General features: G+C 64.8%; 21 protein-coding genes. 7 read left to right on the top strand and 14 right to left on the bottom strand.

Translation table 11 applies throughout. The annotated features are described in order from the left end of the window. Positions 1–21 precede the first annotated feature (21 nt). Positions 22–1572, bottom strand: a complete 1551-nt coding sequence (locus tag NKJ64_RS28885; protein ID WP_023694427.1) for a trimethylamine methyltransferase family protein — start codon at positions 1570–1572, stop codon at positions 22–24. 90 nt (positions 1573–1662) lie between these two features. Here NKJ64_RS28885 and NKJ64_RS28890 point away from each other — a divergent pair, with 90 nt between their 5' ends. Together NKJ64_RS28890 and mutL are read left to right on the top strand one after the other, a co-directional pair. Continuing rightward, positions 1663–2565, top strand: a complete 903-nt coding sequence (locus tag NKJ64_RS28890; RefSeq protein WP_023753735.1) for a LysR substrate-binding domain-containing protein — start codon at positions 1663–1665, stop codon at positions 2563–2565. 274 nt (positions 2566–2839) lie between these two features. Next, positions 2840–4693, top strand: coding sequence for a DNA mismatch repair endonuclease MutL (mutL, locus tag NKJ64_RS28895; protein WP_023753736.1), 1854 nt, complete (start codon positions 2840–2842; stop codon positions 4691–4693). Between the two features lie 25 nt (positions 4694–4718). On the opposite strand, the gene NKJ64_RS28900 is transcribed toward mutL, so the two are convergent. Together NKJ64_RS28900 and NKJ64_RS28905 are read right to left on the bottom strand one after the other, a co-directional pair. After that, positions 4719–5510, bottom strand: a complete 792-nt coding sequence (locus NKJ64_RS28900; RefSeq protein WP_352463728.1) for a hypothetical protein — start codon at positions 5508–5510, stop codon at positions 4719–4721. Between the two features lie 80 nt (positions 5511–5590). Beyond that, on the bottom strand, positions 5591–6484 hold the full coding sequence (locus NKJ64_RS28905; RefSeq protein ID WP_023753737.1) for a DMT family transporter: 894 nt from the start codon (positions 6482–6484) through the stop codon (positions 5591–5593). A gap of 92 nt (positions 6485–6576) precedes the next feature. On the opposite strand from NKJ64_RS28905, the gene NKJ64_RS28910 reads away from it, so the two are divergent. Continuing rightward, positions 6577–7503 carry a LysR substrate-binding domain-containing protein gene (locus NKJ64_RS28910; RefSeq protein WP_352463729.1) on the top strand — a complete coding sequence of 309 codons (927 nt, stop codon included), beginning with the start codon at positions 6577–6579 and terminating at the stop codon, positions 7501–7503. A 17-nt stretch (positions 7504–7520) separates the two neighbouring features. On the opposite strand, the gene NKJ64_RS28915 is transcribed toward NKJ64_RS28910, so the two are convergent. Continuing rightward, positions 7521–8126, bottom strand: a complete 606-nt coding sequence (locus NKJ64_RS28915; protein WP_023753738.1) for a hypothetical protein — start codon at positions 8124–8126, stop codon at positions 7521–7523. Between the two features lie 112 nt (positions 8127–8238). On the opposite strand from NKJ64_RS28915, the gene NKJ64_RS28920 reads away from it, so the two are divergent. Then, positions 8239–8472, top strand: coding sequence for a DUF2093 domain-containing protein (locus NKJ64_RS28920; RefSeq protein WP_023694434.1), 234 nt, complete (start codon positions 8239–8241; stop codon positions 8470–8472). 230 nt (positions 8473–8702) lie between these two features. Here NKJ64_RS28920 and lpxK read toward each other — a convergent pair whose 3' ends face one another. The 7 genes from lpxK to epmA form a co-directional block, all read right to left on the bottom strand. Next, positions 8703–9731: a tetraacyldisaccharide 4'-kinase gene (lpxK, locus tag NKJ64_RS28925; RefSeq protein WP_023753739.1), complete on the bottom strand. Its 1029-nt coding sequence runs from the start codon at positions 9729–9731 to the stop codon at positions 8703–8705. After that, positions 9732–11048 carry a lipid IV(A) 3-deoxy-D-manno-octulosonic acid transferase gene (gene waaA, locus NKJ64_RS28930; protein ID WP_023671577.1) on the bottom strand — a complete coding sequence of 439 codons (1317 nt, stop codon included), beginning with the start codon at positions 11046–11048 and terminating at the stop codon, positions 9732–9734. It abuts the gene before it with no gap. Next, on the bottom strand, positions 11045–11833 hold the full coding sequence (locus tag NKJ64_RS28935) for a lysophospholipid acyltransferase family protein (protein ID WP_023682942.1): 789 nt from the start codon (positions 11831–11833) through the stop codon (positions 11045–11047). Before NKJ64_RS28935 ends, waaA begins: the two co-directional genes overlap by 4 nt. A gap of 5 nt (positions 11834–11838) precedes the next feature. After that, positions 11839–12084 (bottom strand): DUF4170 domain-containing protein, encoded by a 246-nt coding sequence (locus NKJ64_RS28940; RefSeq protein ID WP_023682943.1) that lies wholly within the window; start codon positions 12082–12084, stop codon positions 11839–11841. 68 nt (positions 12085–12152) lie between these two features. Next, a complete protein-coding gene (locus tag NKJ64_RS28945) occupies positions 12153–12959 on the bottom strand; it encodes a 3'(2'),5'-bisphosphate nucleotidase CysQ (protein ID WP_352463730.1) in 807 nt (268 codons plus the stop codon). Beyond that, a complete protein-coding gene (locus NKJ64_RS28950) occupies positions 12946–14289 on the bottom strand; it encodes a TldD/PmbA family protein (RefSeq protein WP_352463731.1) in 1344 nt (447 codons plus the stop codon). The genes NKJ64_RS28945 and NKJ64_RS28950 overlap by 14 nt, the downstream gene beginning before the upstream one ends. A 201-nt stretch (positions 14290–14490) precedes the next feature. Next, positions 14491–15537 (bottom strand): EF-P lysine aminoacylase EpmA, encoded by a 1047-nt coding sequence (gene epmA, locus NKJ64_RS28955; protein ID WP_352463732.1) that lies wholly within the window; start codon positions 15535–15537, stop codon positions 14491–14493. 129 nt (positions 15538–15666) lie between these two features. Between epmA and efp the strand changes: the two genes are divergently transcribed. The 3 genes from efp (at position 15667) to NKJ64_RS28970 (ending at position 18668) form a co-directional block, all read left to right on the top strand. Next, the gene (gene efp, locus NKJ64_RS28960; protein WP_023682947.1) at positions 15667–16236 is read left to right on the top strand and encodes an elongation factor P; all 570 of its coding nucleotides are present in this window, start codon (positions 15667–15669) and stop codon (positions 16234–16236) included. A gap of 89 nt (positions 16237–16325) precedes the next feature. Continuing rightward, entirely contained in the window at positions 16326–17786 is a 1461-nt protein-coding gene (locus NKJ64_RS28965) for a phospholipase D-like domain-containing protein (RefSeq protein ID WP_023671570.1), read from the top strand. An 81-nt stretch (positions 17787–17867) separates the two neighbouring features. Next, positions 17868–18668 carry an endonuclease/exonuclease/phosphatase family protein gene (locus NKJ64_RS28970; protein WP_023671569.1) on the top strand — a complete coding sequence of 267 codons (801 nt, stop codon included), beginning with the start codon at positions 17868–17870 and terminating at the stop codon, positions 18666–18668. 1 nt (position 18669) lies between these two features. Here the strand turns inward: NKJ64_RS28970 and NKJ64_RS28975 are convergent, their stop codons facing one another. Genes NKJ64_RS28975 through NKJ64_RS28985 form a run of 3 tightly spaced genes read right to left on the bottom strand, consistent with a single transcriptional unit; the run spans position 18670 to position 22453 of the window. Further along, the gene (locus tag NKJ64_RS28975; RefSeq protein WP_352463733.1) at positions 18670–20637 is read right to left on the bottom strand and encodes a glycoside hydrolase family 127 protein; all 1968 of its coding nucleotides are present in this window, start codon (positions 20635–20637) and stop codon (positions 18670–18672) included. 38 nt (positions 20638–20675) lie between these two features. After that, positions 20676–21533, bottom strand: coding sequence for a carbohydrate ABC transporter permease (locus NKJ64_RS28980; RefSeq protein WP_023682951.1), 858 nt, complete (start codon positions 21531–21533; stop codon positions 20676–20678). Next, on the bottom strand, positions 21533–22453 hold the full coding sequence (locus NKJ64_RS28985) for a carbohydrate ABC transporter permease (protein WP_023682952.1): 921 nt from the start codon (positions 22451–22453) through the stop codon (positions 21533–21535). Before NKJ64_RS28985 ends, NKJ64_RS28980 begins: the two co-directional genes overlap by 1 nt. Positions 22454–22746: the final 293 nt, after the last annotated feature.

Here is a 22746-nt window from a genome sequence, read left to right on the forward strand (position 1 = left end):
ATCAACTCATTCGTCGTTCTCTTAGCTAACGCTGTCGGGCAGCCTCTCTTCGCGCTGCGCGATAAAGTCCCTGAGGCCCTCGGCAATGCCCTCATCGAGTTTCGGCTCTTCATAGTCGGCCAGCATGTTGCGGGCTTTCTCGCGGCCGCGCGTGTCGTGGTCCTTCGCCCCTCCAGCCTTCCATTGTTCGTAGGAGTTGAAATCCATGATGGTGGGCATGAAGAATGCCGACTCGTAATGATCGAGCGTGTGCTGGGTGCCGAGGAAATGGCCCTGCGGCCCGACTTCGCGGATCGCCGCCATGGCCTCCTTGAAATCGTCGAACGGCAGGCCGCCGGCATATTTATACCAGCCGACAAGCTGCTCGCAGTCGGTGGCGAATTTCGAATAGCCGCATGTCAGCCCGGCCTCCAACCAGCCGGCGGAGTGCCAGATATAATTGGCGCCGGCGAGGATGGCGGCATGCATCAGCATGTTGGATTCATAGCCGGCCTGGGCGTCGTTGAGTTTGGAGCCGACATGGAAGCCGGAGGTTCGCCAGGGCAGTTTGTATTTCCGCGCCAGCGCGCCCATCAGATACATCATCTGGGCGGCTTCCGGCGTGCCGCCCATCGGCGCGCCGGTCTTCATGTCGACCGTCACCATGAACTGGCCGTAGATTTGCGGCGAACCCGGGCGCAGCAGTTGGGTGAAAGCGACGCCGGCCAATGCTTCGGCATTGACCTGCGCCACCGCGCCGACGGCCGAGGCCGAAGTCGATGCGCCGCACAGCGCAAAGGGCGCCAGGATCAGCGGCTGATTGCTGCGCGCATAGACCTTCATCGCGTCCAGCATGGTGGCGTCCCACACCAGCGGCGAGTTGCAGTTGGTAATCGACACCAGCACCGGGTTGTCGCGAACGAAATCTTCGCCAAAGACGATGCCCGCCATCGCCATCGTGTCTTCGGCGCGGTCTTTGGAAGTAACGATGCCCATGAACGGCTTGTCGGAATGCTTCAGCGCCGAATGGATGATGTGGAGATGCCGTTTCGGCACCGCGATCTCCATCGGCTCGCAGATGATCGAACTCGACGAATGCAGCGCCGGGGCCATGTAGGCGAGCTTGTGGAAATTGTTGAGGTCTTCAAGCGTGCCATAACGCCGGTTGTTGTCGAGGTCGCGCACGTAAGGCGCGCCATACATCGGCGCGAAGATGGAGTTCTTGCCGCCGACGCGCACGGTGCGCTCGGGATTACGCGCATTGAGGGTGAATTCGGACGGAACCTTCGCGACCAGTTCCATCAGCAGGCCGCGGTCGATGCGGACGCGTGTCTCGGACACGTCGGCGCCCGCCGCCTTCCACATGGCGATCGCCTCGTCGTCGCGGAACTCGCAACCGACCTCTTCGAGGATGGCGAGTGACTCCTGGTGGATCAGTTCCACCGCCTCGTCCGGGACCATCTGGTAGGTGGGGATCTCGCGGACCAGCGTCGGGAACGAGGTGACGGGGGCGCTCCTCAGCGCCTTGCGTCCGAGGCGACCGCCGCCGCGGCGGTGGGTTTGCTCGGTCAGTTCAGTGGCCGGTGCGTTCATGGAGCCTCCTCATTCCGTCCAACCAAAGTTAGCGAGAGGAAATATGGATGTGATGCTGGAAAATCCTGATCTCTTGTATAAGCTCAGCTTATGCGAAGCCTGCGCCACCTCCTGCCCTCGGCCGGCAGCCTGATCGTCTTCGAGGCGGCGGGCCGGCTGTCGAGCTTCACCGCCGCCGGGCGCGAACTCGGCATGACGCAGGCCGCCGTCTCGTATGCGGTGCGTGGGCTGGAGGAACAGCTCGGTGCTCAACTCTTCCAGCGCCGTCACCGCCAGGTCGTCCTGACAGAGGCGGGCGAGCGTTTTCATGCCGACGTCTCGCTGGGACTCTCACACATCCGCAAATCGGCGGAGGATCTGCGCCTGCAGGCGACCGGCGGCCATGTCACGCTGGCCGCGTCGACCGCCTTCGGCTCGTTCTGGATGATGCCGCGCCTGCAGCAGTTCCGCGACGAGTTGCCTGGCATCGACCTGCGCATCCAGACCGCCGACCGCGACCTCGACATTATCGCCGAGGGCATCCCGCTCGCCGTGCGCGGCGGCGAACCGCGCGACTGGGCCGATTATCATTCGCTGCCGCTGGCCGACGAGGAAATCTTCCCGGTGGTAGGCGCCAGCTATCTGGCGAAATTCGGCATGCCGAGGAGCGTCGCGGAGCTGGCGACGCACCGTCTGATCCATCTCGAGGAGCCCTACCGCGAGGCGGCCAGCTGGGACGAATGGTTCCGGTCGGCCGGAGGCAGCCTCGACGACACCGCGCGCGGCCTGCGCATCAACGACTATGGCCTGGTGATCCAAGGCGTCATGGAGGGCCAGGGCATTGCGCTTGGCTGGCGGCATCTTGCCGAACGGCTGCTGGCCACGGGGTTGCTGGTGCCGGTGACCGATCACGTGCTTAGGACCGGCAAGGCGTTCTATATCGTCTGGCCGAAGAACCGCGAGTTGAGCGAGAATGCGCGCAAGGTAAGGGATTGGCTGGCGGCGCAAGCTTGAAATCGGTTGTAGCGTAGTCACTATCGCGGAGTTCCTTCACACCCCCCTCTGTCCTGCCGGACATCTCCCCCGCAAGGGGGGAGATTGGCAGTTCATATGTCGCGTCACCCTTCAAGCATTGGAGATTGGCGAAAGCCGTCGTGACATCTGATCTCCCTCCTTGCGGGGGAGATGGCCGGCAGGCCAGAGGGGGGTGCTGTCCCGCTGGCGTCTCCAATGTCCGGCATTCATTGAAGCCTTCCGCACACCCTTCGAATCCGCCTATAATACCCCCATGCCCATTCGCCAGCTTTCGGAAACGATGATCAACCAGATCGCCGCCGGCGAAGTCATCGAGCGTCCGGCGAGCGTGGTGAAGGAACTGGTCGAAAACGCGCTCGACGCCGGCGCCTCCCGCGTCGAGGTCGTCACTGCCGGCGGCGGGATGAACCTGATCCGCGTCACCGATGACGGCTCCGGTATCCCCGAACAGGAACTGGCGCTGGCCATTGCGCGCCACTGCACCTCGAAACTTGCCGACAACATTCACGATATCCGCTCGCTCGGGTTCCGTGGCGAGGCATTGCCGTCGATCGGTTCGGTGGCGCGGCTGTCGATCCGTTCGCGCACGACCGCAGGCGACGCTGCCGCCGAGATCGCCATCGAAGGCGGCCGCGTTTCGGCGGTCAAACCGGCGGCGGCCAATCGCGGCACAACGGTCGAGGTGCGCGACCTGTTCTTTGCCACGCCGGCGCGGCTCAAATTCATGAAGGGCGAGCGGGCCGAAAGCTCGGCCACCAGCGACGTGCTCAAGCGCATCGCCATCGCCTTCCCCGCCGTGCGCTTCACGCTGGCCGGCTCGGACCGCTCGACGCTGGAATTGCCGGCGACCGATGACAGTACCGAGGGCAGCCTGCGCCGCGTCGCCCAGGTAATGGGCGCCGAGTTTCCCGACAATTCCATCGCTATCGACGCCAGCCGGGACGGCGTGCACCTGACCGGCCACGTCTCGATCCCGTCCTTCACCCGCGCCAACGCGCTGCAGCAATATGCCTATGTCAACGGCCGTCCGGTGCGCGACAAGCTGATTGCCGGCGCCATTCGCGGCGCTTTCGCCGATGTGCTGCCGCGCGACCGGCACGCGGTGACCGTGCTGTTCCTGACGCTCGATCCGGCGACCGTCGACGTCAACGTCCACCCGGCCAAGGCCGATGTGCGCTTTCGCGACCCCGGCCTGGTGCGCGGGCTGATCGTCGGCGCCATCCGCGAGGCTCTGGCCAATGCCGGCATCCGCGCCGCCACCAGCGGTGCCGCCGGCATGATGGCGGCGTTCCGGCCGGGGGCGGCGTCCTACGCCCATGCCGGCCCGGCCAACGGCCATCGCAGCTACGACGCGGCCCACCGCGCATCGGGCTTTGCCGGGTTCGATCGCTCGCCGCAGCGGCCGCTGGATATGGGATTTGACGGCGCCGGCTTCCGCGAAAACGACCAGGCTGCATTCGATGCCGGGCCGCTTGTCAGCGCCGACGCGCGTGCAGGCACGGCCGAGCCGGCCGAGACGCTGCTTGGCACAACGCTCGGTGCTGCGCGCGCGCAGGTGCACGAAAACTATATTGTCGCGCAAACCAGGGATTCGCTTGTCATCGTCGACCAGCATGCGGCGCATGAGCGGCTGGTCTACGAAGCCCTGAAGGATGCGCTGCATTCCCGGGCCGTGCCCTCGCAGATGCTGCTCTTGCCGGAGATCGTCGACCTGCCGGAAGAGGATGCCGAGCGGCTGGCCATGCATTCCGAAACGCTGGCCCGGTTCGGCCTTGGCATTGAGCGTTTCGGTCCCGGCGCGGTGGCGGTGCGCGAGACGCCGTCGATGCTCGGCGAAACCAATGTCCAGCAATTGGTGCGTGATCTTGCCGACGAGATCGCCGACAACGATACCGTCGAGACGCTGAAAGAGCGGCTGGACAAGATCGCCGCCACCATGGCCTGCCATGGCTCGGTGCGCTCCGGCCGGCTGCTCAAGGCCGAGGAGATGAACGCACTGCTGCGACAGATGGAGGCGACTCCCGGCTCCGGCACCTGCAACCACGGCCGCCCGACCTATATCGAACTCAAGCTCGCCGACATAGAGCGGCTGTTTGGGCGGCGGTGAGCACAAGCCAGGTCAGGCCACACGCTCAATTCACCAACAGGCGATAATCCTTGAACCTATGAGAGAAAACGTAATCCCTTGAGTAACCGGCGCTACCGCCGCGAAAATTCACGGAGATTATCTCGAAGCTTCTCCCAACCTGTTTTTGAACATTCATGTAGATGGGAGTCATCAGCATGCCGGCATCGCAATCGTCGTCATCGAAAGCGATTGCCTGAACGACCTTCTTTTTCTTCTTATCGATGACCCGCAGCTTATTCATGCAGACGAGAAAGCCCGCTTTCTCGTAGACCCCGGCAAATCTGTGGGTTGCTGTCTGCGCCCAGAAGGGAATCTCGACGGTGCCGTCAACCTTCGCCTCACCGGTATCGTCGAGGTTTGCGACCTTCTTCAGCGTGATCGGGAACTTGTCCGAGCCCTTGCTCCAAGTCCCTGTTGCGCCGCTTTCGCCAAGGTCGAGAGAAAACGGACATCCGGTGGTGCCAACGGGCGTTTTCGATCCCATGACCAGCACCCGGTCGAACTCCCTGTCGTCCGCAATCTCGCAAAGGAAGACGCTGGTGCCACTGATCTTGCCGTACACCGCTATCGGGCTTTGCTTCGCGTCGTGGAAATAGCTCCCCTCGACCGTAATCCCGCTGCCGAAACTGTCATATCTCTGCAGCGATAGGTGGACGGGGTTAGGTCCGATGGAGCCTTCGTAGTTTTCGACCCGATACCAGCCCGCGGCGGCTTTCCCGGTCAGCAGCAAAACGCAAAAAAATTGCCGATATGAACAGTCTTCCCATTCCGTCCCCCAGTGAAGGCAGCGTACCATAGCTGTCCTTCCTCTGGGTGTCTGCATTCTGATGGAAGCGGTTCTCGGTTTGAGTCCGAAAACAGCTCAAATAATTTGTTTTAAAGCTTTAAATTCACCACGATCACGCCGCCCAGCGCCAGGGCGCCGCCGAGGATACCAAGTAGCGTCGGCACTTCGCCCAGCCAGAAGAAGCCGATCAGGGCCGACATGGGCGAGACCAGATAGAGGAAGTTCGAGGCGCGCGCTGCCGGAAGACGCGACAGAGCGGTTGCCCATGCGGCATAGGCGATCAGGCTGGGCACGATGCCAAGAAAGATCACGGCGCCGATCCCGGCTGTGTTGGCGACCGCGGCCTGCGCAAAGCCGCTTGGCAGAAAGGGTGCCAGGCAAAGCGCGCCAAGGATCATGTTGGAGGCCGAAATGGTCAGCGGGTGATGGCGGGCAAAGAGCGGCTTCTGGACGATCGTGTTGACGGCCGAGCACAGCGCGGAGCCAAGAACCAGCAGCGTGCCGGTGTCGAAACTCAAGCCATTACCGTCAGCCACGGCGATGATGCCGATGCCGGCGAAAGAAATCGCCGTGCCGAACCAGGCCCAGCTTGAGAAGCGCTCGCCGAGCAATGCCATTGCCATGATGGCGGTGAAGATCGGGCTGACATTGATGATGAAACCGGCGGCACCCGCCGACACGGTCAGTTCGCCGAAATTGAGCATGACAGTGTAGAGCGCGACGAAGATGGCGCCGCCAAAGACCAGGCGCCACACTTCGTCGAGCCTCGGCAGCGCCGGGCGCTTGACGGCAAGAAAGATCGCCGCCGGCACCGCGGCAATGGCAAAGCGCAGCGCACCGAGTTCCAGCGGCCCGAAAGCGGCGAGGCCGGCACGGATCGCCGGAAAGGCCGAGGCCCAGCCGACCACCGTCAACGCCACGGCGATGGCCGCCGTGGTGTCCATCCGCTGTGTCGGATTCGACGTGCTGGTCGTTGCGCTCATCTGCCTGTCCTCGGGTTCCCAGAGTGTTGAAAGGCAGAAAGCGCCTTTTCGGCGCCGTTGACAAACGATCAAATCGAGGATCACCTGTGACTATGGATCACAGCTCAGACACAATGGTGCCGCTCGAGACCCTGCGCGCCTTCGATGCGGCGGCGCGAACGGGGAGCTTTTCGGCCGCGGCCGAGAAGCTCAACATCACCCACGGCGCCGTCAGCCGGCAGATCGCCAAGCTGGAGGACTGGCTGGGCTTGAAAGTGTTCGACCGCGGCGCGCGCGGCGTCTCGCTGACCATCGAGGGCAACCGCCTGCATCTGCGCACGGCGGAAGCCTTTGCGCTGATCTCCAGCCATTCCGACCGCTGGGTCGAGCCGCGCGGCACCGCCGTGGTGCGGCTGACCTCGATACCCTCCGTCAGCGGGCTGTGGCTGATGCCACGCATGGCGGCGCTGGAGAACAATCCCACCAAGCTGCGCATCGTCCTCGACGTCGACATCCGCCAGGCCGACCTTGCCGATGAAGGCATCGACCTGTCGGTCCGCTGCGGCCGCGGCGGCATTCCGGGCCGCATCTCGGTGAAGCTGTTCGAGGAACATGTCTTTCCCGTCGCCGCGCCCGGCCTTGCCCGCGAGATCGGCCGCGGCGCCCCGGCCCGGCTGCTGAGGTTTCCACTGATCAACGATTCCGACGCCTCCGGCTGGCGTGCCTGGTTTGCCGCGCAAGGGATGGACTACCGCCCGCGCCCGCAGGATCGCCGCTTCGAGGACTACAATCTGGTGCTCGACGCCGCAGCTTACGGGCTCGGCATCGCGCTGGCGCGGCCACCGCTGACCGGACACCAGTTGGAGGCAGGCCGCATCGTCGCCGTTGACGAGCGCACGGCGCTGAACCCGGTGTCGTACTGGCTCGACCGACCGCTGGGGCGGCCACGCACGGCTGCCGCCGAACTTTCACGCCGTATCGCTGTCGAGGCGGGGCTGGCGATGGACAAGATGGAAGCATTCCTCGAAGCCGAGCGATAGCGGCGATCGTTCGGTGCTCAGCGAAGCACCAGCAGGGCTAGCCCGACAATGGCGACGGCCAGAAACCCGGTTGCCAGCGCCATCAGACCGACACGCGTCTGCTTTCGGCCTTGCGGCTGGGCCGCGTCATTCGGCCCAGACGTCGCCTGCTCCCGCTTCATTGGCATATCGGTGGTGGCAGCGCGGCGCTGCGGCGAAACCACGGGTGCGAGAAGCGCAAACCAGGGCAGTCCTGCGGGCTTTGCGGCAGCGCCATCTTCGGCCCTTGCCGGCGGCAGCGGCAGACCGCGCTGTGCATCGTCGTTGGCTGGCGTCGCCTTGCCTATCGCAGCGGTTGTCGGCCCGGTATCGTCGGGCGTGGCGTCACTAGGCTCGGCAAGGGCCAGATAGGCTTGCAGGACCTCGGCAGAACCCGTCTGCTGCCCCTTTGCGGTGGCTGCGGACAACAGCGCCTGCAGCGCCGGCGCCGCTGCCTGCTGCAAAGGCGCGCCGGACGGCGTCGGCGGCTGCACCAGCGCCTTTATAAGTGCTGCTTTCGCCGGATCGGCCTTCGCCGACGGCAATGCTGCCAACATCATGGCCTCACGCAGCAGCGCGGTCAGGCGGGCGGATGAAATGTCCATACCGGTCCCATAAGAATGGTTTGGAGCGACAATAGCGCCTCAGCATTGCGTCAAGCTTGACCTTGCCGGCAATTTATGGCGATGAAATCAGCATGAACCTTGGCACCACTCCATGATGAACCGCTTCGAAGGCCCCGGCGGCAAGGAAGCCCGTATCCGCTATCTCGACGGCGACTTCCAGGTCACCAGCCCCGGCGCCTTCGTGCGCTGCGCGGTGACCGGCGAGAGCATTCCGCTGGACGAGCTCAAATATTGGAGCGTCGCCAGGCAGGAGCCCTATGTCAGCGCCGCCGCCTCGCTGCGCCGCGAGATCGAGATGCATCCGGACCTGCGCAGCCGGGGTTAAAGGCGCGCACAGAGCCGTTGGTCGCGTTCCTTCACACCCCCCTCTGTCCTGCCGGACATCTCCCCCGCAACGGGGGAGATTGGATGATCATCTTTGCTTTCGCCAAATCAACAGCGTTGCAGAATGAGCGCCATTGGCAAAGCTGCTGATCTCCCTCCTTGCGGGGGAGATGGCCGGCAGGCCAGAGGGGGGTGCTGTCCCGCCAGCATCTCCGCGTGACGCTGCACGCCCTACCCTCGCAGCTTCCGCTGTCTCCAGGCATCCAGCGTCTCGTCGATGATGCGCTCCGGCACAGTGTCGAGTTCGAACGTGGCGTCGATCTCCAGCACGGCGAGTTCAGCGAGGAAATCGGCCGGGGCAGCGCCGTGGCGCAGCCGGGCTGCGTCCTTGGCGGTGGTCACGAGGCCCAGTCCCTCACGGCGCGCGGTTGCCGCCAGTTCGGCGAGTTCGTCGGGGGCATAAAAATGATGGTCCGGAAACGACCGGCTCAGCGCCACTTCCGCGCCCGTGCCGCGCAGCGTCTCGAAGAATTTTTCGGGGTGACCGATGCCGGCAAAGGCGAGGAACCGCCGGCCGGCGAACCGCTCCTTGGCGGCGGGCTCGGCATGCGCCTCGAAGATCGGCCGGCCGGCGCGCGCCGCCTGGCGCACGACCTTGTCGGCGGCAGCGCCCTCGCCCATCTTCAACAGCCCATCGGTGAACACCAGTTGGTCGACGATGTTGGCTCTCAGCGGTCCACCCGGAATGACGCGGCCGTTGCCGATGCCGTAGCGGGCGTCGACGACGACCAGCGCATAGTCAATATGGATGCGCGCGCTCTGAAAACCGTCATCCATGATCAGGAAATCGCAACCATGGGCTTCCAGGAGCAGCTTGGCGCCGGCAGCGCGGTTGGGGCTCACCGCAACCGGCGCGTGCTCGGCCAAAAGCAGCGGCTCGTCGCCGACATGCTTTGCAGCGTCGTGACTGGCATCGACGACATGCGGCTGCGCGAACGAGCCGCCATGGCCGCGCGACAGGAATCCGGGATTGAGCTGCATGCGCCGGGCCTGCTTGGCCAGCGCGATGGCGACCGGCGTCTTGCCGCTGCCGCCGACGGTGAAGTTGCCGACGCAAAGCACTGGCGCGTCGATCTTTTCACGTATCGCCCGATGCATATGGCGGCCGGCGACCATGCCATAGACCGCTGATAGCGGCGACAGCGCAAAGACCCGCCAGTCCGGCGCTTCCCACCAGAAAGGTGGTGCTTCCGACGCCACCTATCGCCCGTCGGCGCCCTTCAGGCGCGACTTGACGATCAATGGCTGGATATAAGGCTCGAGCGACTTCAGCGTGTGCGCCAGCGCACCGCGCATCTGGTCGACTGTGGCGGCACCGGCCGCCATCATCTCATGGCGCGCAACTTCATTGCTCAGCAGGAAATTGACGGCGCCGGCCAGCATGTCGCGGTCGCGCACCAGCTTGGCGCCGCCGCTGTCGAGCAGGCGCTGATAGGCCTCGCGAAAATTCTGGACGTTGCGGCCGGCCAGCACAGCGGTGTCGAGCATGGCCGGCTCCAGCGGATTCTGGCCGCCTTCCGAGGTCAGCGAGCGGCCGACAAAGGCGATTTCCGTCAGCCGGAGATAAAGCCCCATCTCGCCGATCGTATCGCCGAGCAGGATATCGGTGTCGGCGGTGATCCGGTCGCCCTTGCTGCGCCGCGCCAGCTTCAGGCCCATGCCGGAAATCTGTGCGGCCAGCGCTTCGGCGCGGTCGGGATGACGCGGGACGATGATCGTCAGCAGGCCATGGTGGCGCTTGTAGAGCGTGGCGTGGACTTCCGCCGCGACCACCTCCTCGCCGTCATGGGTCGAAATTGCCGCCCAGGTCGGGCGGCCGGCGATCTGGCGCTTCAGCGTCGCCAGCGCCCGTTCGTCGACCGGCGGCGGCAAGGTGTCGACCTTGAGGTTGCCGGACACGGTGACCGGCCGGGCGCCAAGCGCGCGAAACCGTTCGCCGTCGACATCCGACTGGGCAACGACATGTGCGAGGTTCTCGAACAGCGCCTCGGCGATGTTGGCGCGCTTCTTCCAGGATTTGAACGAACGGTCGGAAAGCCGGCCGTTGACCAGCACCTGCGGCACGTGGCGGGCGCCGAGCTCGAGGATCGTCATCGGCCATATCTCGGATTCGGCGATGATAGCCAGGTCCGGCCGCCAGTGATCGAGAAAGCGGCTGACGGCCGGCTTCAGGTCGAGCGGAACATATTGGTGGATGATGCGGTCGCCCAGCCGTTCGTCGGCAACCTGCGCCGAAGTGACGGTGCCCGTCGTCAGCACGATGTTGACACCGTAGTCGAGGATGCTTTGCACCAGCGGCACGACCGCAAGGGTCTCGCCGACGCTTGCCGCATGGATCCAGATCACCGGCCCTTCGGGGCGCGGCCGCCCGGCAACGCCGTAGCGCTCACGGCTGCGGCTGCGGTCTTCCTTGCCCTGCGATGTGCGCCAGGCGACATAGGGACCCATCAGCGGATAGGCGGCTGCACCGGCAAGGCGGTAGGCCGCCAGGAAGGCGCGCGCCCAGCCGACGCTCATGGCCTGCCGTCCACGAGCCGATAGGCCTCGGCGGTTGCGGCATTGAGCGCGGCCGTGACTTCCTGGCGCTTGCGCTCCATTTCGGCCTCGTCGGCATTGGCCGGCACGAAAACCGGCGTTCCGATGACAATCGAGGAGCGGCCGAACGGCAGGTTGATGGTGGTCTTGTCCCAGCTCCTTTCCAGCACCTTGCGGCGGCTGGTGGCGATGGCGGCAGGCATGATCGGCCGGCCGGAAAGGCGTGCCAGCAGAACGATACCAAGCCCCGCGTCGCGCGGCGTGCCGTGGGGAATGTCGGCGATCATGGCGACGTTCTTGCCGGCCACGAGTGACTTTTTCAGGGCGATGAGCGCCTTGGCGCCGCCCTTGTCGAGATGCTTCGTGCTTTCACGCCCGCCGGAGCCGCGCACCGCCTCGATGCCGAATTTTTCGATCATCAGCGCGTTGAGTTCGGCGTCGGCGCTGCGCGAGACCATGGCGACCAGCGGCCGTCCCTTGGGATAATAGGCTGGGGTCAGCAGATGCTGGCCATGCCAGAGCGCGATGATGCCGGGTTCGAATTCGGCGTAGTCGCCGCCTGAAAATTTAGCCGAGCCTTCGACCACGCGGTTGGTCAGGCGCACCAGGCGGACGAACTGGGCGAGCAGGCTGACGATCATGCTCTTGACGATTCGCGACTGCGCCAACGGCTCGCGGATCTTGCGCCAGAATGTCTTCGAACTGCCGCCGCGTCTTCTTCGGACCGCGGCGCCGGTGGGCTGCCCTTTCACCGCTTCATGCTCCATCGCTGTCAACCGGCGGCCTTGCTTTCAGGGTCGAGCAGCCGGTGCAGATGGACGACGAAATAGCGCATATGGGCATTGTCCACGCTGGCTTGCGCCTTTGCCTTCCACGCGGTGTGCGCGGTTTGATAGTCCGGATAAACGCCAACGATGTCGAGCGCGTCGAGATCGCGGAACTCGGTGCCTCCCAGCTTCTTCAGCTCGCCGCCGAACACCAGGTGCAAAAGCTGTTTCTTTCCGTCTTCCGCGGCCATTTCGGTCCTTCACATATTGTGAGTTTGCGACAGGTCTAGCCCAAAGCTGCCGACTTTGGAACCTTCGATCACGCTTCCGTATCGGCAATGACGCCGGCAAGCACGGTCAGCAGCTGCCCGCTGCCGGCGACCAGCGCGCCGTGACGGATGATCTCCCCGGCATAAAGCGGCGCGCGGCCATGGCCGTCGAGCACGGCGCCGCCAGCCTCGCGCAAGATGAGATCGGCGGCGGCGATATCCCAGTCATGCGCGTTGGGCTTGACGAAGGTTGCGTCGAGCGTGCCGTTGGCGACCATGGCCAGCCGGTAGGCGAGCGAGGGAATGTGCGCCGCGCGCCGCACCCGGCTTTGCCATTGCGCCGGCATCAGGTCGATCAACTGCTTCAGCCCGCCGATCTCGACCGTCTTACCCAGGCAGCGCACGGCAATCGGCTTGCCGTTGCGGAAAGCTCCATGGCCAGGCAGCGCCCAATAGGTTTCGCCCTTGGCCGGACATTCGAGCACACCGGTGAGCGTGCGGCCATTCTCGACCACCGCGACGCTGACGCACCACGAGCGCAGACCTTCGAGGAAGCCGCGGGTGCCGTCTATGGGGTCGACGACAAAGGTGCGCCGCGCCAGAAGCCGTGCCGGATCGTCAGTCGTTTCCTCCGACAGCCAGCCATAGTCCGGCCGCGCCGCAAGCAGGGTCTCGCGCAGATAGGCGTCCGCCGCGTGGTCGGCTTCGCTGACCGGCGAGGTGCCGCCCTTCATCCACACTTGCGGGTTTTTGCCGAAATAGCGCATGGCGATCGCGCCCGCCTCGCGGGCGGCGTCGCGCAGCAGATCGAGGTCTTCCGAGGCCCCGGCCGATATGACCGGGTCACGCTCCGGCAAGGGTCATTCCTTCGATCAGCAGCGTCGGTGCGGCAGTGCCGAAATCGCGGTCAAGATCGCTCGCCGGAACCATATTGAGGAACATCGTCTTCAAATTCGAGGCGATGGTCACCTCGGCCACCGGATAGGCAAGCTCACCATTGTCGATCCAGAAGCCGGATGCGCCACGGCTGTATTCGCCGGTCACCATGTCGACGCCCTGGCCGAACACTTCGGTGACATAAAAGCCGGATTTTAGCGACCTGATCAGGTCTTCCGGCGTCCTGTCGCCCGGCTCGATGGCGAGATTGGTCGAAGACGGCGATACCGACGAGCCGCTGCGCGCGCCGCGTCCGTTGGTGGTCAGCCCCAATTCCCGCGCGGCGGACGTCGACAGGAACCAGTGCTTCAGCACGCCGTTCTCGACCATCAACAGCTTTTCGCCCTCGACGCCTTCGCCGTCGAACGGGCGCGAGGCCTGGCCGCGACGCCGCAGCGGCTCGTCGGTGACGGTGATGGCAGCCGACGCAACCTGCTTGCCCATCATCTCGCGCAAAAAACTGGTCTTGCGCGCCACCGAAGCGCCGTTGATGGCGCCGGCGAGATGACCGGCAATGCCGCGCGCGACGCGCGGATCGAACACCACCTTGACCGGACCGGTCGCCGCCTTGCGGGCGCCGAGGCGGCGCACGGCGCGCTCGCCGGCCTTGCGGCCGATCAGCTCCGGCGCGTCGAGATCGGAAAAATGCTGGTTCGAGGAGTATTCGTAGTCGCGCTCCATGCCGGTGCCTTCACCCGCAATCACGCTGGCCGAACGCGAAAAGCGCGACGCGACATAGTGGCCGACGAAGCCGCTCGACGTGGCAAGCACCAGCCCGCCGAGGCCTGCGCTGGCGCCGCTGCCGGCCGAATTGGTAACGCCCTTGACCGCAAGGGCTGCTTCCTCGGCGGCAAGGGCCGCTTCCTTCAACTGATCGGCCGAAACCTCGGTGGCGTCGAACAGATCGAGGTCGCGCACCTTGCCGACCAGCAAAGCCGGATCGGCGAGACCCTGATAGGGGTCCTCGGGCGAGACTTTGGCCATGGCCACGGCGCGCTCGGCCAATGCCCTGGGGTCCGATGCCGCCGTCGCCGAGACGCTCGCCACCCGGTTGCCGACGAAGACGCGCAGCGAGACATCGTCGCCCTCGGACGCCTCAGTGTTCTCGACCTTGCCCAGCCGCACCGACACGCCGATCGAGCGGCCGCGCACGGCAACCGCGTCGGCGGCGTCGGCGCCGGCCCGCTTGGCAGCCTCGACCAGTGCCGCGACGCGGTCGGTCAATTTCGCTGCCTCTGATGTATCGGTCATGCGCGTGGTCCTGGCTGAAGCCGCGCCGGGCGGTAGCGGCTGTTGCACCATCTATTGTCCCAATGCGGCTTGTGCAATGGCGCACGGACAATTGTCCCGCTGCGGCAAAGCGCCCGAGCGGAGCGCGAAAGCTATCCGCGGCGGCGGCCGCCAGAGACGCGCGGCTTGACCGGTTGTGAGTTTAACCGAGGCCGATTTCCGTCAAGGAGTGGCGGCCGGCGTCCAGATCACGTCATCGATCCTCGTCGCGCCCGTTGCCAGCATCACCAGCCGGTCGAAGCCGAGCGCCGAGCCGCTGGCTTGCGGCATGATGGCGAGGGCGGCGAGAAAATCCTCATCCAGCGGATAGCGCTCGCCATAGACGCGCTCCTTCTCGTCCATCTCGGCGGCAAAGCGCCGGCGCTGCTCGGCCGGATCGGTCAGTTCGCCAAAAGCATTGGCGAGCTCGACGCCGCAGCAATAGAGCTCGAAGCGCTCGGCCACGCGCTGGTCCTCCGCGCTCGGCCGGGCGAGCGCCGCTTCCGAGATCGGATAGCCGTACAAGATGGTGGCCCGCCCCTGCCCCAGCACCGGTTCGACCTTCTCGACCATTACCCGGCTGAACAAATCGGCCCAGTTGTCATCGTCGGCCGTGCGCAGGCCGGCCTTGACCAGAGCATCATGGAGTGCGGCGCGGTCTGTGCCGCCATCGGCAGAAACGGTGGCAAGAAGATCGATGCCGGCGTAACGCGCAAAAGCTTCCGCCACACTCACGCGTTCCGGTTCGGCGAACGGATCGGCCTCGCGGCCGCGAAAGCGGAAGGTTTTGGCGCCGGCCCGCTCGGCTGCCAGCTTCAGCAGTTCGGCGCAATCGGCCATCAGGCTGTCATAGGTTTCGCCGACCCGATACCATTCCAGCATGGTGAATTCGGGATGGTGCAAGGGGCCGCGCTCGCGGTTGCGCCAGACGGCGCCCAGGCTGAAGATGCGCCGCTCACCGGCGGCCAGCAGCTTCTTGCAGGCGAACTCCGGCGAGGTGTGGAGATAAAGAGGCCGGCGCGCGCCGTCGGCGCCGATCGCCTCGGTGGCGAAGGCTGAGAGATGCGCCTCGTTGCCGGGCGAAATCTGCAATGCCGCCGTCTCGACCTCGATGAAGTCCCGCTCGCCAAACCAGCCGCGCATTGCGGCAGCTATGGCGTTGCGGGCCATCAGCCGCGGCCGGCGGTCGGCGTGAACATCCGGCGTCCACCAGGGCGAAGCGCCAGTCATGGGTTTGCCGGGCAACGGAATTGCTGACAGGGCTGGCGGTTCGGGCCAAGATGCGCTACGGCGACGGCTCTCGCAGCCGATTTGCGCCGAACGATCGTTTCAGGCCAACGAAGTCTAGGATTGAAAACCGTGGTGAAGGTCATCGCCAGTTCGCTCCGTAAAGGCAATGTCGTCGACAAGGACGGCAAGCTTTACGTGATCCTCTTTGCCGAAAACATCCACCCTGGCAAGGGTACGCCGGTCACCCAGCTCGACATGCGCCGCATCTCCGACGGGGTGAAGGTTTCGGAGCGCTACCGCACCACCGAGCAGGTCGAGCGCGCCTATGTCGAGGAGCGCGAGCACACCTTCCTCTACGCCGACGCCGAGGGGTATCACTTCATGAACCCGGAAAGCTACGACCAGGTCGCGGTGCCGGAAAGCGTGGTCGGCGACATGGCGCCCTACCTGCTCGAAGGCATGGCGGTGCAGATTTCGCAGTTCAACGGCATCGCCATAGCCCTGGTGCTGCCGCAGCGCGCTACTTTCGAAGTGGTCGAGACGGAGCCGACGACCAAAGGCCAGACGGCGTCGTCGTCATACAAGCCGGCCGTGCTTTCCAACGGCGTGCGCACGCTGGTGCCGCCGCACATCGCGCCGGGTACCCGCGTGGTGGTGATGACGGCTGACGGGGCCTATGTGGAGCGGGCGAAGGACTGAGGCGCGAGCGCCTCCGTCCTGGTTAATCCCTTGCCCGGTACTAATCCCCCACATTGCCTTCTGCGGCCGCTGGCTCGATAGTCCTGCCGATGTGGCAGACCTTTGTGACCTACTGGCCTCTGATCCTTGTGATCATTCCGATGCTGATGGCCGCCATCGGCATCGTCCACGCAATCATGACCAAGGAAGACGTGCGCGCCGCCACCGGCTGGGTCGGCGTGATGATCTTGTCGCCGTTCCTTGGCGCGATCATCTATGCCATTGCCGGCATCAACCGCATCCGCCGCGCCACGATCAGCGCCATGCGGCCCGTCGCCGGTGAAGCCGAGACAGCCAAACACGACCACGACATTGCGCTCGAAACACTCATCTCAGCCGAATTCGGCCAGCGCTTTGCCGGCCTGAAGACGCTAGGCGACAGGGTGGCGCGGCGCGGCCTGCTTTCGGGAAATGCAATCACCATCCTGAGGACCGGCGACGAAGCCTACGCGGCAATGTGCGGGGCGATCGACGGCGCACGGCGCAGCATCCTGCTCGAGACCTACATCTTCGACAATGACGAGATCGGACGACGTTTTGTCGGATCGCTGGCCGGAGCGGTCCGGCGCGGTGTGACGGTTCGCGTGCTGATCGATGCGGTGGGCGTGCGCTATTCCGTGCCCAGCATTCTTGGGACACTCCGGGAAGCCGGCGTCACCGTCGATCTGTTCAACGGCAACATCGTCATGGGCCTGAGACTTCCCTATGCGAATTTGAGGACGCACAGGAAAATCCTGATCGTCGACGGTGTGGTGGCGTTCACGGGAGGCATGAACATCCGCAAGGGATTCTCGGCCGAATTCGCCGGCAGCGCCAGTTCGGCGGATACGCATTTCCAGGTCACGGGGCCCGTCGTGGCCGACCTGTTCGCGGTTGCCGCCGAAGACTGGCGTTTTGCCGGCAACGAGGCCCTCAAGGACGAGGTCTGGCACGTGGAAAAGCCCTCGCCGCCTCCCGGTCAACCGATCCTGGTGCGGGCGGTGGCGTCGGGGCCTGACGCCAGCATCGAAACCAACCATAAATTGCTGATGGGGGCATTTTCCGTCGCCCGCAAATCGATCCGCATCATGTCGCCCTATTTCCTGCCGGACCGGGAATTTGTCAGCGCGCTGGTCACGGCGGCCCGGCGCGGTGTCGAGATCGACATCGTCGTGCCCGCGGTCAACAATCTCTTCCTGGTCGGCCGCGCCATGACGGCGCAGTACGACCAGGTGCTGAAGCACTATTGCCGCGTCTGGCGTCATGAAGGGTCATTCGACCATTCGAAGCTGTTGTCGGTCGATGGCGTCTGGGCCTATGTCGGCTCTTCCAACCTCGACGCCCGGTCGCTGCGGCTGAATTTCGAAATCGACCTGGAGGTGCTGGATACCGGCTTTGCCGCCGAGATCGAAGGGCGCATCGGAGCGGCAATCGCTTCCGCCAAACCCGTCACACTCGCAACCTTGAAAGCGCGGCCATTTCTCATCCGGGTTTTTGACCGGTTGTTATGGCTGGGATCGCCCTATCTCTAATGCATACCGCCTCGAAGTGGTCCCGGTTGTGAGAGAACGATATGCATAGAACAAAGAATCAGGACATCGAATAGCAGGCCTATGGACATAAACGGACGCAGCCTTCCTGAAACAGTGCTCCTGTCGATCCGCGGCAGGAAAGCGCGCAAGGCGAACGCGACGCCGCGCAAGCACATTGAAGGCGCCCAGATGGTGGTCGCCTCCTACAACGTCCACAAATGCATCGGCACCGACCGCAGGTTCGACCCCGAACGCACCGCCCGCGTCATCCGCGAGATCGGCCCCGACGTCATCGCACTGCAGGAGGCCGACAACCGCTTCGGCGATCGCGCCGGGCTGCTCGACCTTGCCCGGATCGAACACGAAACCGGGCTTGTGCCGGTGCCGGTTTCCGGAAGCGGCAAGGGCCATGGCTGGCGCGGCAACGTGCTTTTGTTCAAGCGCGGCACCGTGCGCGACGTCCATCAGATCAAGCTTCCGGGACTGGAGCCCCGCGGCGCGCTGGTTGCCGAGATCGACCTCGACGAAACGCGCACTCTGCGCGTCATCGCCGCGCATCTCGGCCTGTTGCGCCGCTCGCGCTCGGAGCAGGCCCGCGTCGTGCTCGACATCATGAGCAACCAGGATGAAAGGCCGACCTTGCTGCTCGGCGACCTCAACGAATGGCGGCTGGGCAACCGCTCGGCGCTCAAGACGCTGCACGCCACCTTTGGTTTCACGCCGGCGGCGGTGCCGACTTTTCCCTCAGGCCTGCCGGTGCTGGCGCTCGACCGGATCATGGCCAACCGGCACGGCATGGTCTCGTCGGTGGAAGCCCATGACACGCCGCTGTCGCGGGTTGCGTCGGATCATTTGCCGCTGACGGCGTTCGTCAGCCTGTAACTCATCCGTCCCGCAGCCAGACCAGCATCTCACCAGGTTCGCGGTTGTCCCAGGCAAAGTACGGGACAGCGGTGATTTTCGTTTCGCTCACCGCCGGCGGATCGGTGCGATAGAGCCCGGGTCCCCAGTTTTCCTGCGCTTCCTTGCTGGCAAGTGCCGAAAGCGTGACGATGCCGCCGAGCAGGTTCGGCTCGGCATGCGCCTCGATTTTTGCCGTTCGCGGCAGAGCGATCCGATGCAACTGGCCGGCATTGTCGGTCTCCTCGACGCAATAGATCAGCGGACCGCGCGCAAGTGCGACGCGGCCGATGTCCTGACGCACCTCCGGATTGGCGAACAGACGGGCGATCGACATTTCGAGATCGAGTTCGACCCGGTCGCCCTGGCGCCACTCGCGCCGGATCGCGGCATAGCCGTCGCTGGTGATGTCATCCAGATCGACCGCGGCGCCGTTGACCTTGAGCGCCGCCTTGCCGCACCAGGAGGGGACGCGCAGGTGCAAGGTGAACTCGACCGGCGCGTCGGCTTCGATCCGGATCGAGACCGCGCCATCCCAAGGATAATTGCTGGTCTGAATCAGACTGACCGCCCGGTTCGATATGTCGAAGCGCGCGGTGCTGTCGCCGTAGAGATGGACGGCCAGCGCGTCGTCCGAGAGGGAGTAGAAATAGCTGCCGATGGACGCGACCATGCGGCCGACATTGGGCGGGCAACAGGGGCAGCGATGCCATTTCCAGCGATTGTGCCTGCCCCGGCTCTCCAACGGGTTCTCGTAGAAGAACAGCGAGCCGTCGAGCGACAGGCCGGAGATCGAGCCGTTGTAGAGCGCCCGCTCCATCATGTCGGCGTAGCGGGCGTTGGGACCCATGCCGAGCATGCGGCTGGCCCAGAACACGAGGCCGACCGAGGCACAGGTCTCGGCATAGGCGGTTTCGTTGGGCAGGTCGTAGTCGCTGGTAAAGCCCTCATTGTGCGCCGATGGCCCGAGGCCGCCGGTGATATAGAGGTTTTTGGTGGTGAGATCGTTCCAGAGCCGGTCGAGCGCCACCCTGAGCGTATCGTCGCCATATTCGGTGGCGATGTCGGCCATGCCGGAATAGAGGTACATCGCCCTGACCGCATGGCCGACGACCTTGTCCTGCTCGCGCACCGGCTTGTGCGACTGGTTGTACTCATAAGTCTTGAAATGATAGGCCTTCGGGTCGGCGCCGCGCGCACGCGCCTCCTCGTCGAAATAATGCGGCTGTTGCCCGCGCTGGTCGATGAAATACCTGGCCAGGTCCATGTATTTCTGCTCGCCGGTCGCCCGCGCCAGCTTGACCAGCGCCAGCTCGATCTCCTCATGGCCGCAATAGCCCTTCTTCTTGCCCGGCTCCGGACCGAAGGTGTCGGCGATATGGTCGACATAGCGGCACATGATATCCAGCAGCTTGCGCTTGCCGGTGGCCTGGTAGTAGGCGACCGCGCCTTCGATCAGATGGCCGGCGCAATAGAGCTCGTGGCAATCGCGCAGATTGGTCCAGCGCTTGCCGGGCTGGATGCGCTGGTACCAGCTGGAGAGATAACCGTCTTCCTGCTGCAGTCTGCCGTAGAGGTCGATGACGGCATCGATCTTCTTCTCGAGCGCCGCGTTCTTGCGCCGGTAGAGCGAATAGGCCGCGGTCTCGATGGTCTTGCCCCAATCGGAGTCCCAGAACATCTGCGTCGTCACCGTCGAGCCGGTGAAGCCGGGGCTGGCAGCCTCGTCGGGCGACGGCGAATGGAACGGAATGACGACGCCCGGCGAGGGCCGGTCCGGGTCGATCTGCTCCAGCATGCGCGCCTCGACGCAGCGCTCGTACAGGATGTCGGCGGTGCGCGACGCCACGGCATCGACACGGTCGCCCCAGAAGCCGCGGACATCGACCTGCGGCACCGGCAGCGGGCGGAAGGCGAGTTTGCCGGGCTTGGCGGTTGGTTGAACGGTCATCGTGTCACTCCGTTGGATAGTGGTCATTTCACGGCGGGTCATTTCACCGCGCCGGCCATCAGGCCGCGGATGTAGAAGCGCTGCAGCAAGAGGAAGAGCACCAGGCACGGCACCATCATCACGGTGACGCCCGCCTGCACCGCGCCCCAGTCGATGGCGCCGAAGCGGCCCGACTGAAGCGCCGTCATCATGATCGGCAGCGTGAATTTGGACTGGTCGGTCATCAGCACGAGCGCGGCGAGGAATTCGTTCCAGGCGCCGAGGAAGGCAAACAGCGCGATGGTGACGATGCCGGGCCAGACCAAAGGCAGCATCACCTTCAGCAGCATGGTGACGTTGTTGGCGCCGTCCATGCGCGCGGCCTCCTCGATCTCGCGCGGCACCGCGTCGAAGGCGTTGCGCATCATGAAGATCGAGAACGGCAATTGCAGCGTGGTGTAGACCAGGACCAGCCCGGTCAGCGTGTTGTGCAGGCCGACCTTGGTCAGCACCAGGAAGATCGGCGTCAGGATCGACTGGAAGGGGATCATGATCGTCGACAGGATCACGATGAAGAGCACATCCTTCATGGGAAACCGGAAGCGCGAAAAGCCGTAGCCGGCCAGCACGCTGACGACGACCGACAGGATCACCGTCATCGAGGCGACATAGAGGCTGTTTTGCGCCGGCAGCCAGAGGCCGTCGCCAAAGGTATCGAGCGTGCGGTAGTTCTCGACCGAGAAGCCTGTCGTCGGCCATGGCGGCAGCGGCGGCTGGCGCGCCTCCTGCGCCGGCTTGAAGGTCGACAGCACGGCCCAGACGATCGGCGCGATGAACAGCACTGAGGCGATCATGCCGGTCGAATGCTCGGCGATCCTGAGCCAGAGGCGGCTGCTGCGGCTTCTTGCCTGCGCCATCAGTCGATGCCCTCCGGCTTGCGCAGCAGCCACAGCTGAACCAGGCTGAGCGCCACCAGGATGGCGAGCAGGATCATCGACAGCGCCGCACCATAGCCGAGCTTGAACGAGACGAAGGACTGGTTGAAGATCCAGTAGACGGCGGTCAGCGTCTGGTTGCGCGGGCCGCCGCGCAGGATGATGTAGAACTGGTCGAAGGCGAGGATCGAACCGGCGATCGACAGGATCAGCGCCAGCGCCAGCGTGCGGCGCATCAGCGGCAGGGTGATGGCGCGAAAGCGCGCGAACGGCCCTGCCCCGTCGATCATCGCGGCTTCCTGCAGATCGGTCGGGATCGACTGCAGGCCGGTCATCAGGATGATCATGGTGAAGCCCGCCACCTTCCAGACGACCATGGCGATGATCGACCAGAAGGCCGGCTGGAACGTCGCCAGGAGGTTGAACTTTTTCGCCGTCAGGCCGAAATCGTAGGCGGCCGGGCTGAACAGGCCGGAATCGACATTGAGCAGCCACGACCACAGCAGGCTGGCCGAGGCGAAGCCGACGACCGCCGGCATGAAGAAGGATGTCCGGTAAAAGCCGGTCAGCCGCCTGGGCTTTTCGATGAACAGCGCCAGCGGAAAGGCGACGGCGAAGATCACGATGGTGACGATCACGGTGTAGTAGGCGGTGAAGCTCAGCGCGTTCCAGAAACGGTTGTCGCGCAGGATCGCCCGGTAATTGTCGAAGCCGATGTAAAAATGCTCGCCCATCAGCGGCCAGTTGTGCAGCGACATCCAGGCGGTCATGCCGAGGGGAATGATGAAGAACACGACGACCAGCGCCACGGCCGGCGCGACATAGAGCAGGCCGATCCACTGCCGGCGGCCGGCACCGACCAGTTTTCTGGCGCGTGGCGGGGTGGTGGTGGTGATGGTCATTTACCCTCCCCCTTGTGGGGAGGGTCGCTGCGCAGCAGCGGGGTGGGGGTGCGGCGCCGGCCCCCCACCCGAACCTGCGGTCCGACCTCGCCGCAAGGGAGAGGTAGGGCGTCGGTGCCATGATTGAGAATGCCAGGGGTCATGCTGCTCTTCCGTTGGATCTCGTAGGGCGGTGGGACACACCTCCCCACCCCGCTGCTGCGCAGCGACCCTCCCCACAAGTGGGAGGGTAAGGAGCGCCGGCCGCCCGTCCAGGGAGACGGATCGGGCGGCCGGATCAGGACCTGCGACGG

Source organism: Mesorhizobium sp. M0062, assembly GCF_040323125.1.
Classification (GTDB): domain Bacteria; phylum Pseudomonadota; class Alphaproteobacteria; order Rhizobiales; family Rhizobiaceae; genus Mesorhizobium.

What these genes read in the sequence shown, in the direction of transcription:
- NKJ64_RS28885 (WP_023694427.1), bottom strand. Translation starts at nt 1,572, where the DNA reads ATGAACGCACCGGCCACTGAACTGACCGAGCAAACCCACCGCCGCGGC.
- NKJ64_RS28890 (WP_023753735.1), top strand. Translation starts at nt 1,663, where the DNA reads ATGCGAAGCCTGCGCCACCTCCTGCCCTCGGCCGGCAGCCTGATCGTC.
- mutL (WP_023753736.1), top strand. Translation starts at nt 2,840, where the DNA reads ATGCCCATTCGCCAGCTTTCGGAAACGATGATCAACCAGATCGCCGCC.
- NKJ64_RS28900 (WP_352463728.1), bottom strand. Translation starts at nt 5,510, where the DNA reads ATGGTACGCTGCCTTCACTGGGGGACGGAATGGGAAGACTGTTCATAT.
- NKJ64_RS28905 (WP_023753737.1), bottom strand. Translation starts at nt 6,484, where the DNA reads ATGAGCGCAACGACCAGCACGTCGAATCCGACACAGCGGATGGACACC.
- NKJ64_RS28910 (WP_352463729.1), top strand. Translation starts at nt 6,577, where the DNA reads ATGGATCACAGCTCAGACACAATGGTGCCGCTCGAGACCCTGCGCGCC.
- NKJ64_RS28915 (WP_023753738.1), bottom strand. Translation starts at nt 8,126, where the DNA reads ATGGACATTTCATCCGCCCGCCTGACCGCGCTGCTGCGTGAGGCCATG.
- NKJ64_RS28920 (WP_023694434.1), top strand. Translation starts at nt 8,239, where the DNA reads ATGATGAACCGCTTCGAAGGCCCCGGCGGCAAGGAAGCCCGTATCCGC.
- waaA (WP_023671577.1), bottom strand. Translation starts at nt 11,048, where the DNA reads ATGAGCGTCGGCTGGGCGCGCGCCTTCCTGGCGGCCTACCGCCTTGCC.
- NKJ64_RS28935 (WP_023682942.1), bottom strand. Translation starts at nt 11,833, where the DNA reads ATGGAGCATGAAGCGGTGAAAGGGCAGCCCACCGGCGCCGCGGTCCGA.
- NKJ64_RS28940 (WP_023682943.1), bottom strand. Translation starts at nt 12,084, where the DNA reads ATGGCCGCGGAAGACGGAAAGAAACAGCTTTTGCACCTGGTGTTCGGC.
- NKJ64_RS28950 (WP_352463731.1), bottom strand. Translation starts at nt 14,289, where the DNA reads ATGACCGATACATCAGAGGCAGCGAAATTGACCGACCGCGTCGCGGCA.
- epmA (WP_352463732.1), bottom strand. Translation starts at nt 15,537, where the DNA reads ATGACTGGCGCTTCGCCCTGGTGGACGCCGGATGTTCACGCCGACCGC.
- NKJ64_RS28965 (WP_023671570.1), top strand. Translation starts at nt 16,326, where the DNA reads ATGTGGCAGACCTTTGTGACCTACTGGCCTCTGATCCTTGTGATCATT.
- NKJ64_RS28970 (WP_023671569.1), top strand. Translation starts at nt 17,868, where the DNA reads ATGGACATAAACGGACGCAGCCTTCCTGAAACAGTGCTCCTGTCGATC.
- NKJ64_RS28975 (WP_352463733.1), bottom strand. Translation starts at nt 20,637, where the DNA reads ATGACCGTTCAACCAACCGCCAAGCCCGGCAAACTCGCCTTCCGCCCG.
- NKJ64_RS28980 (WP_023682951.1), bottom strand. Translation starts at nt 21,533, where the DNA reads ATGGCGCAGGCAAGAAGCCGCAGCAGCCGCCTCTGGCTCAGGATCGCC.
- NKJ64_RS28985 (WP_023682952.1), bottom strand. Translation starts at nt 22,453, where the DNA reads ATGACCATCACCACCACCACCCCGCCACGCGCCAGAAAACTGGTCGGT.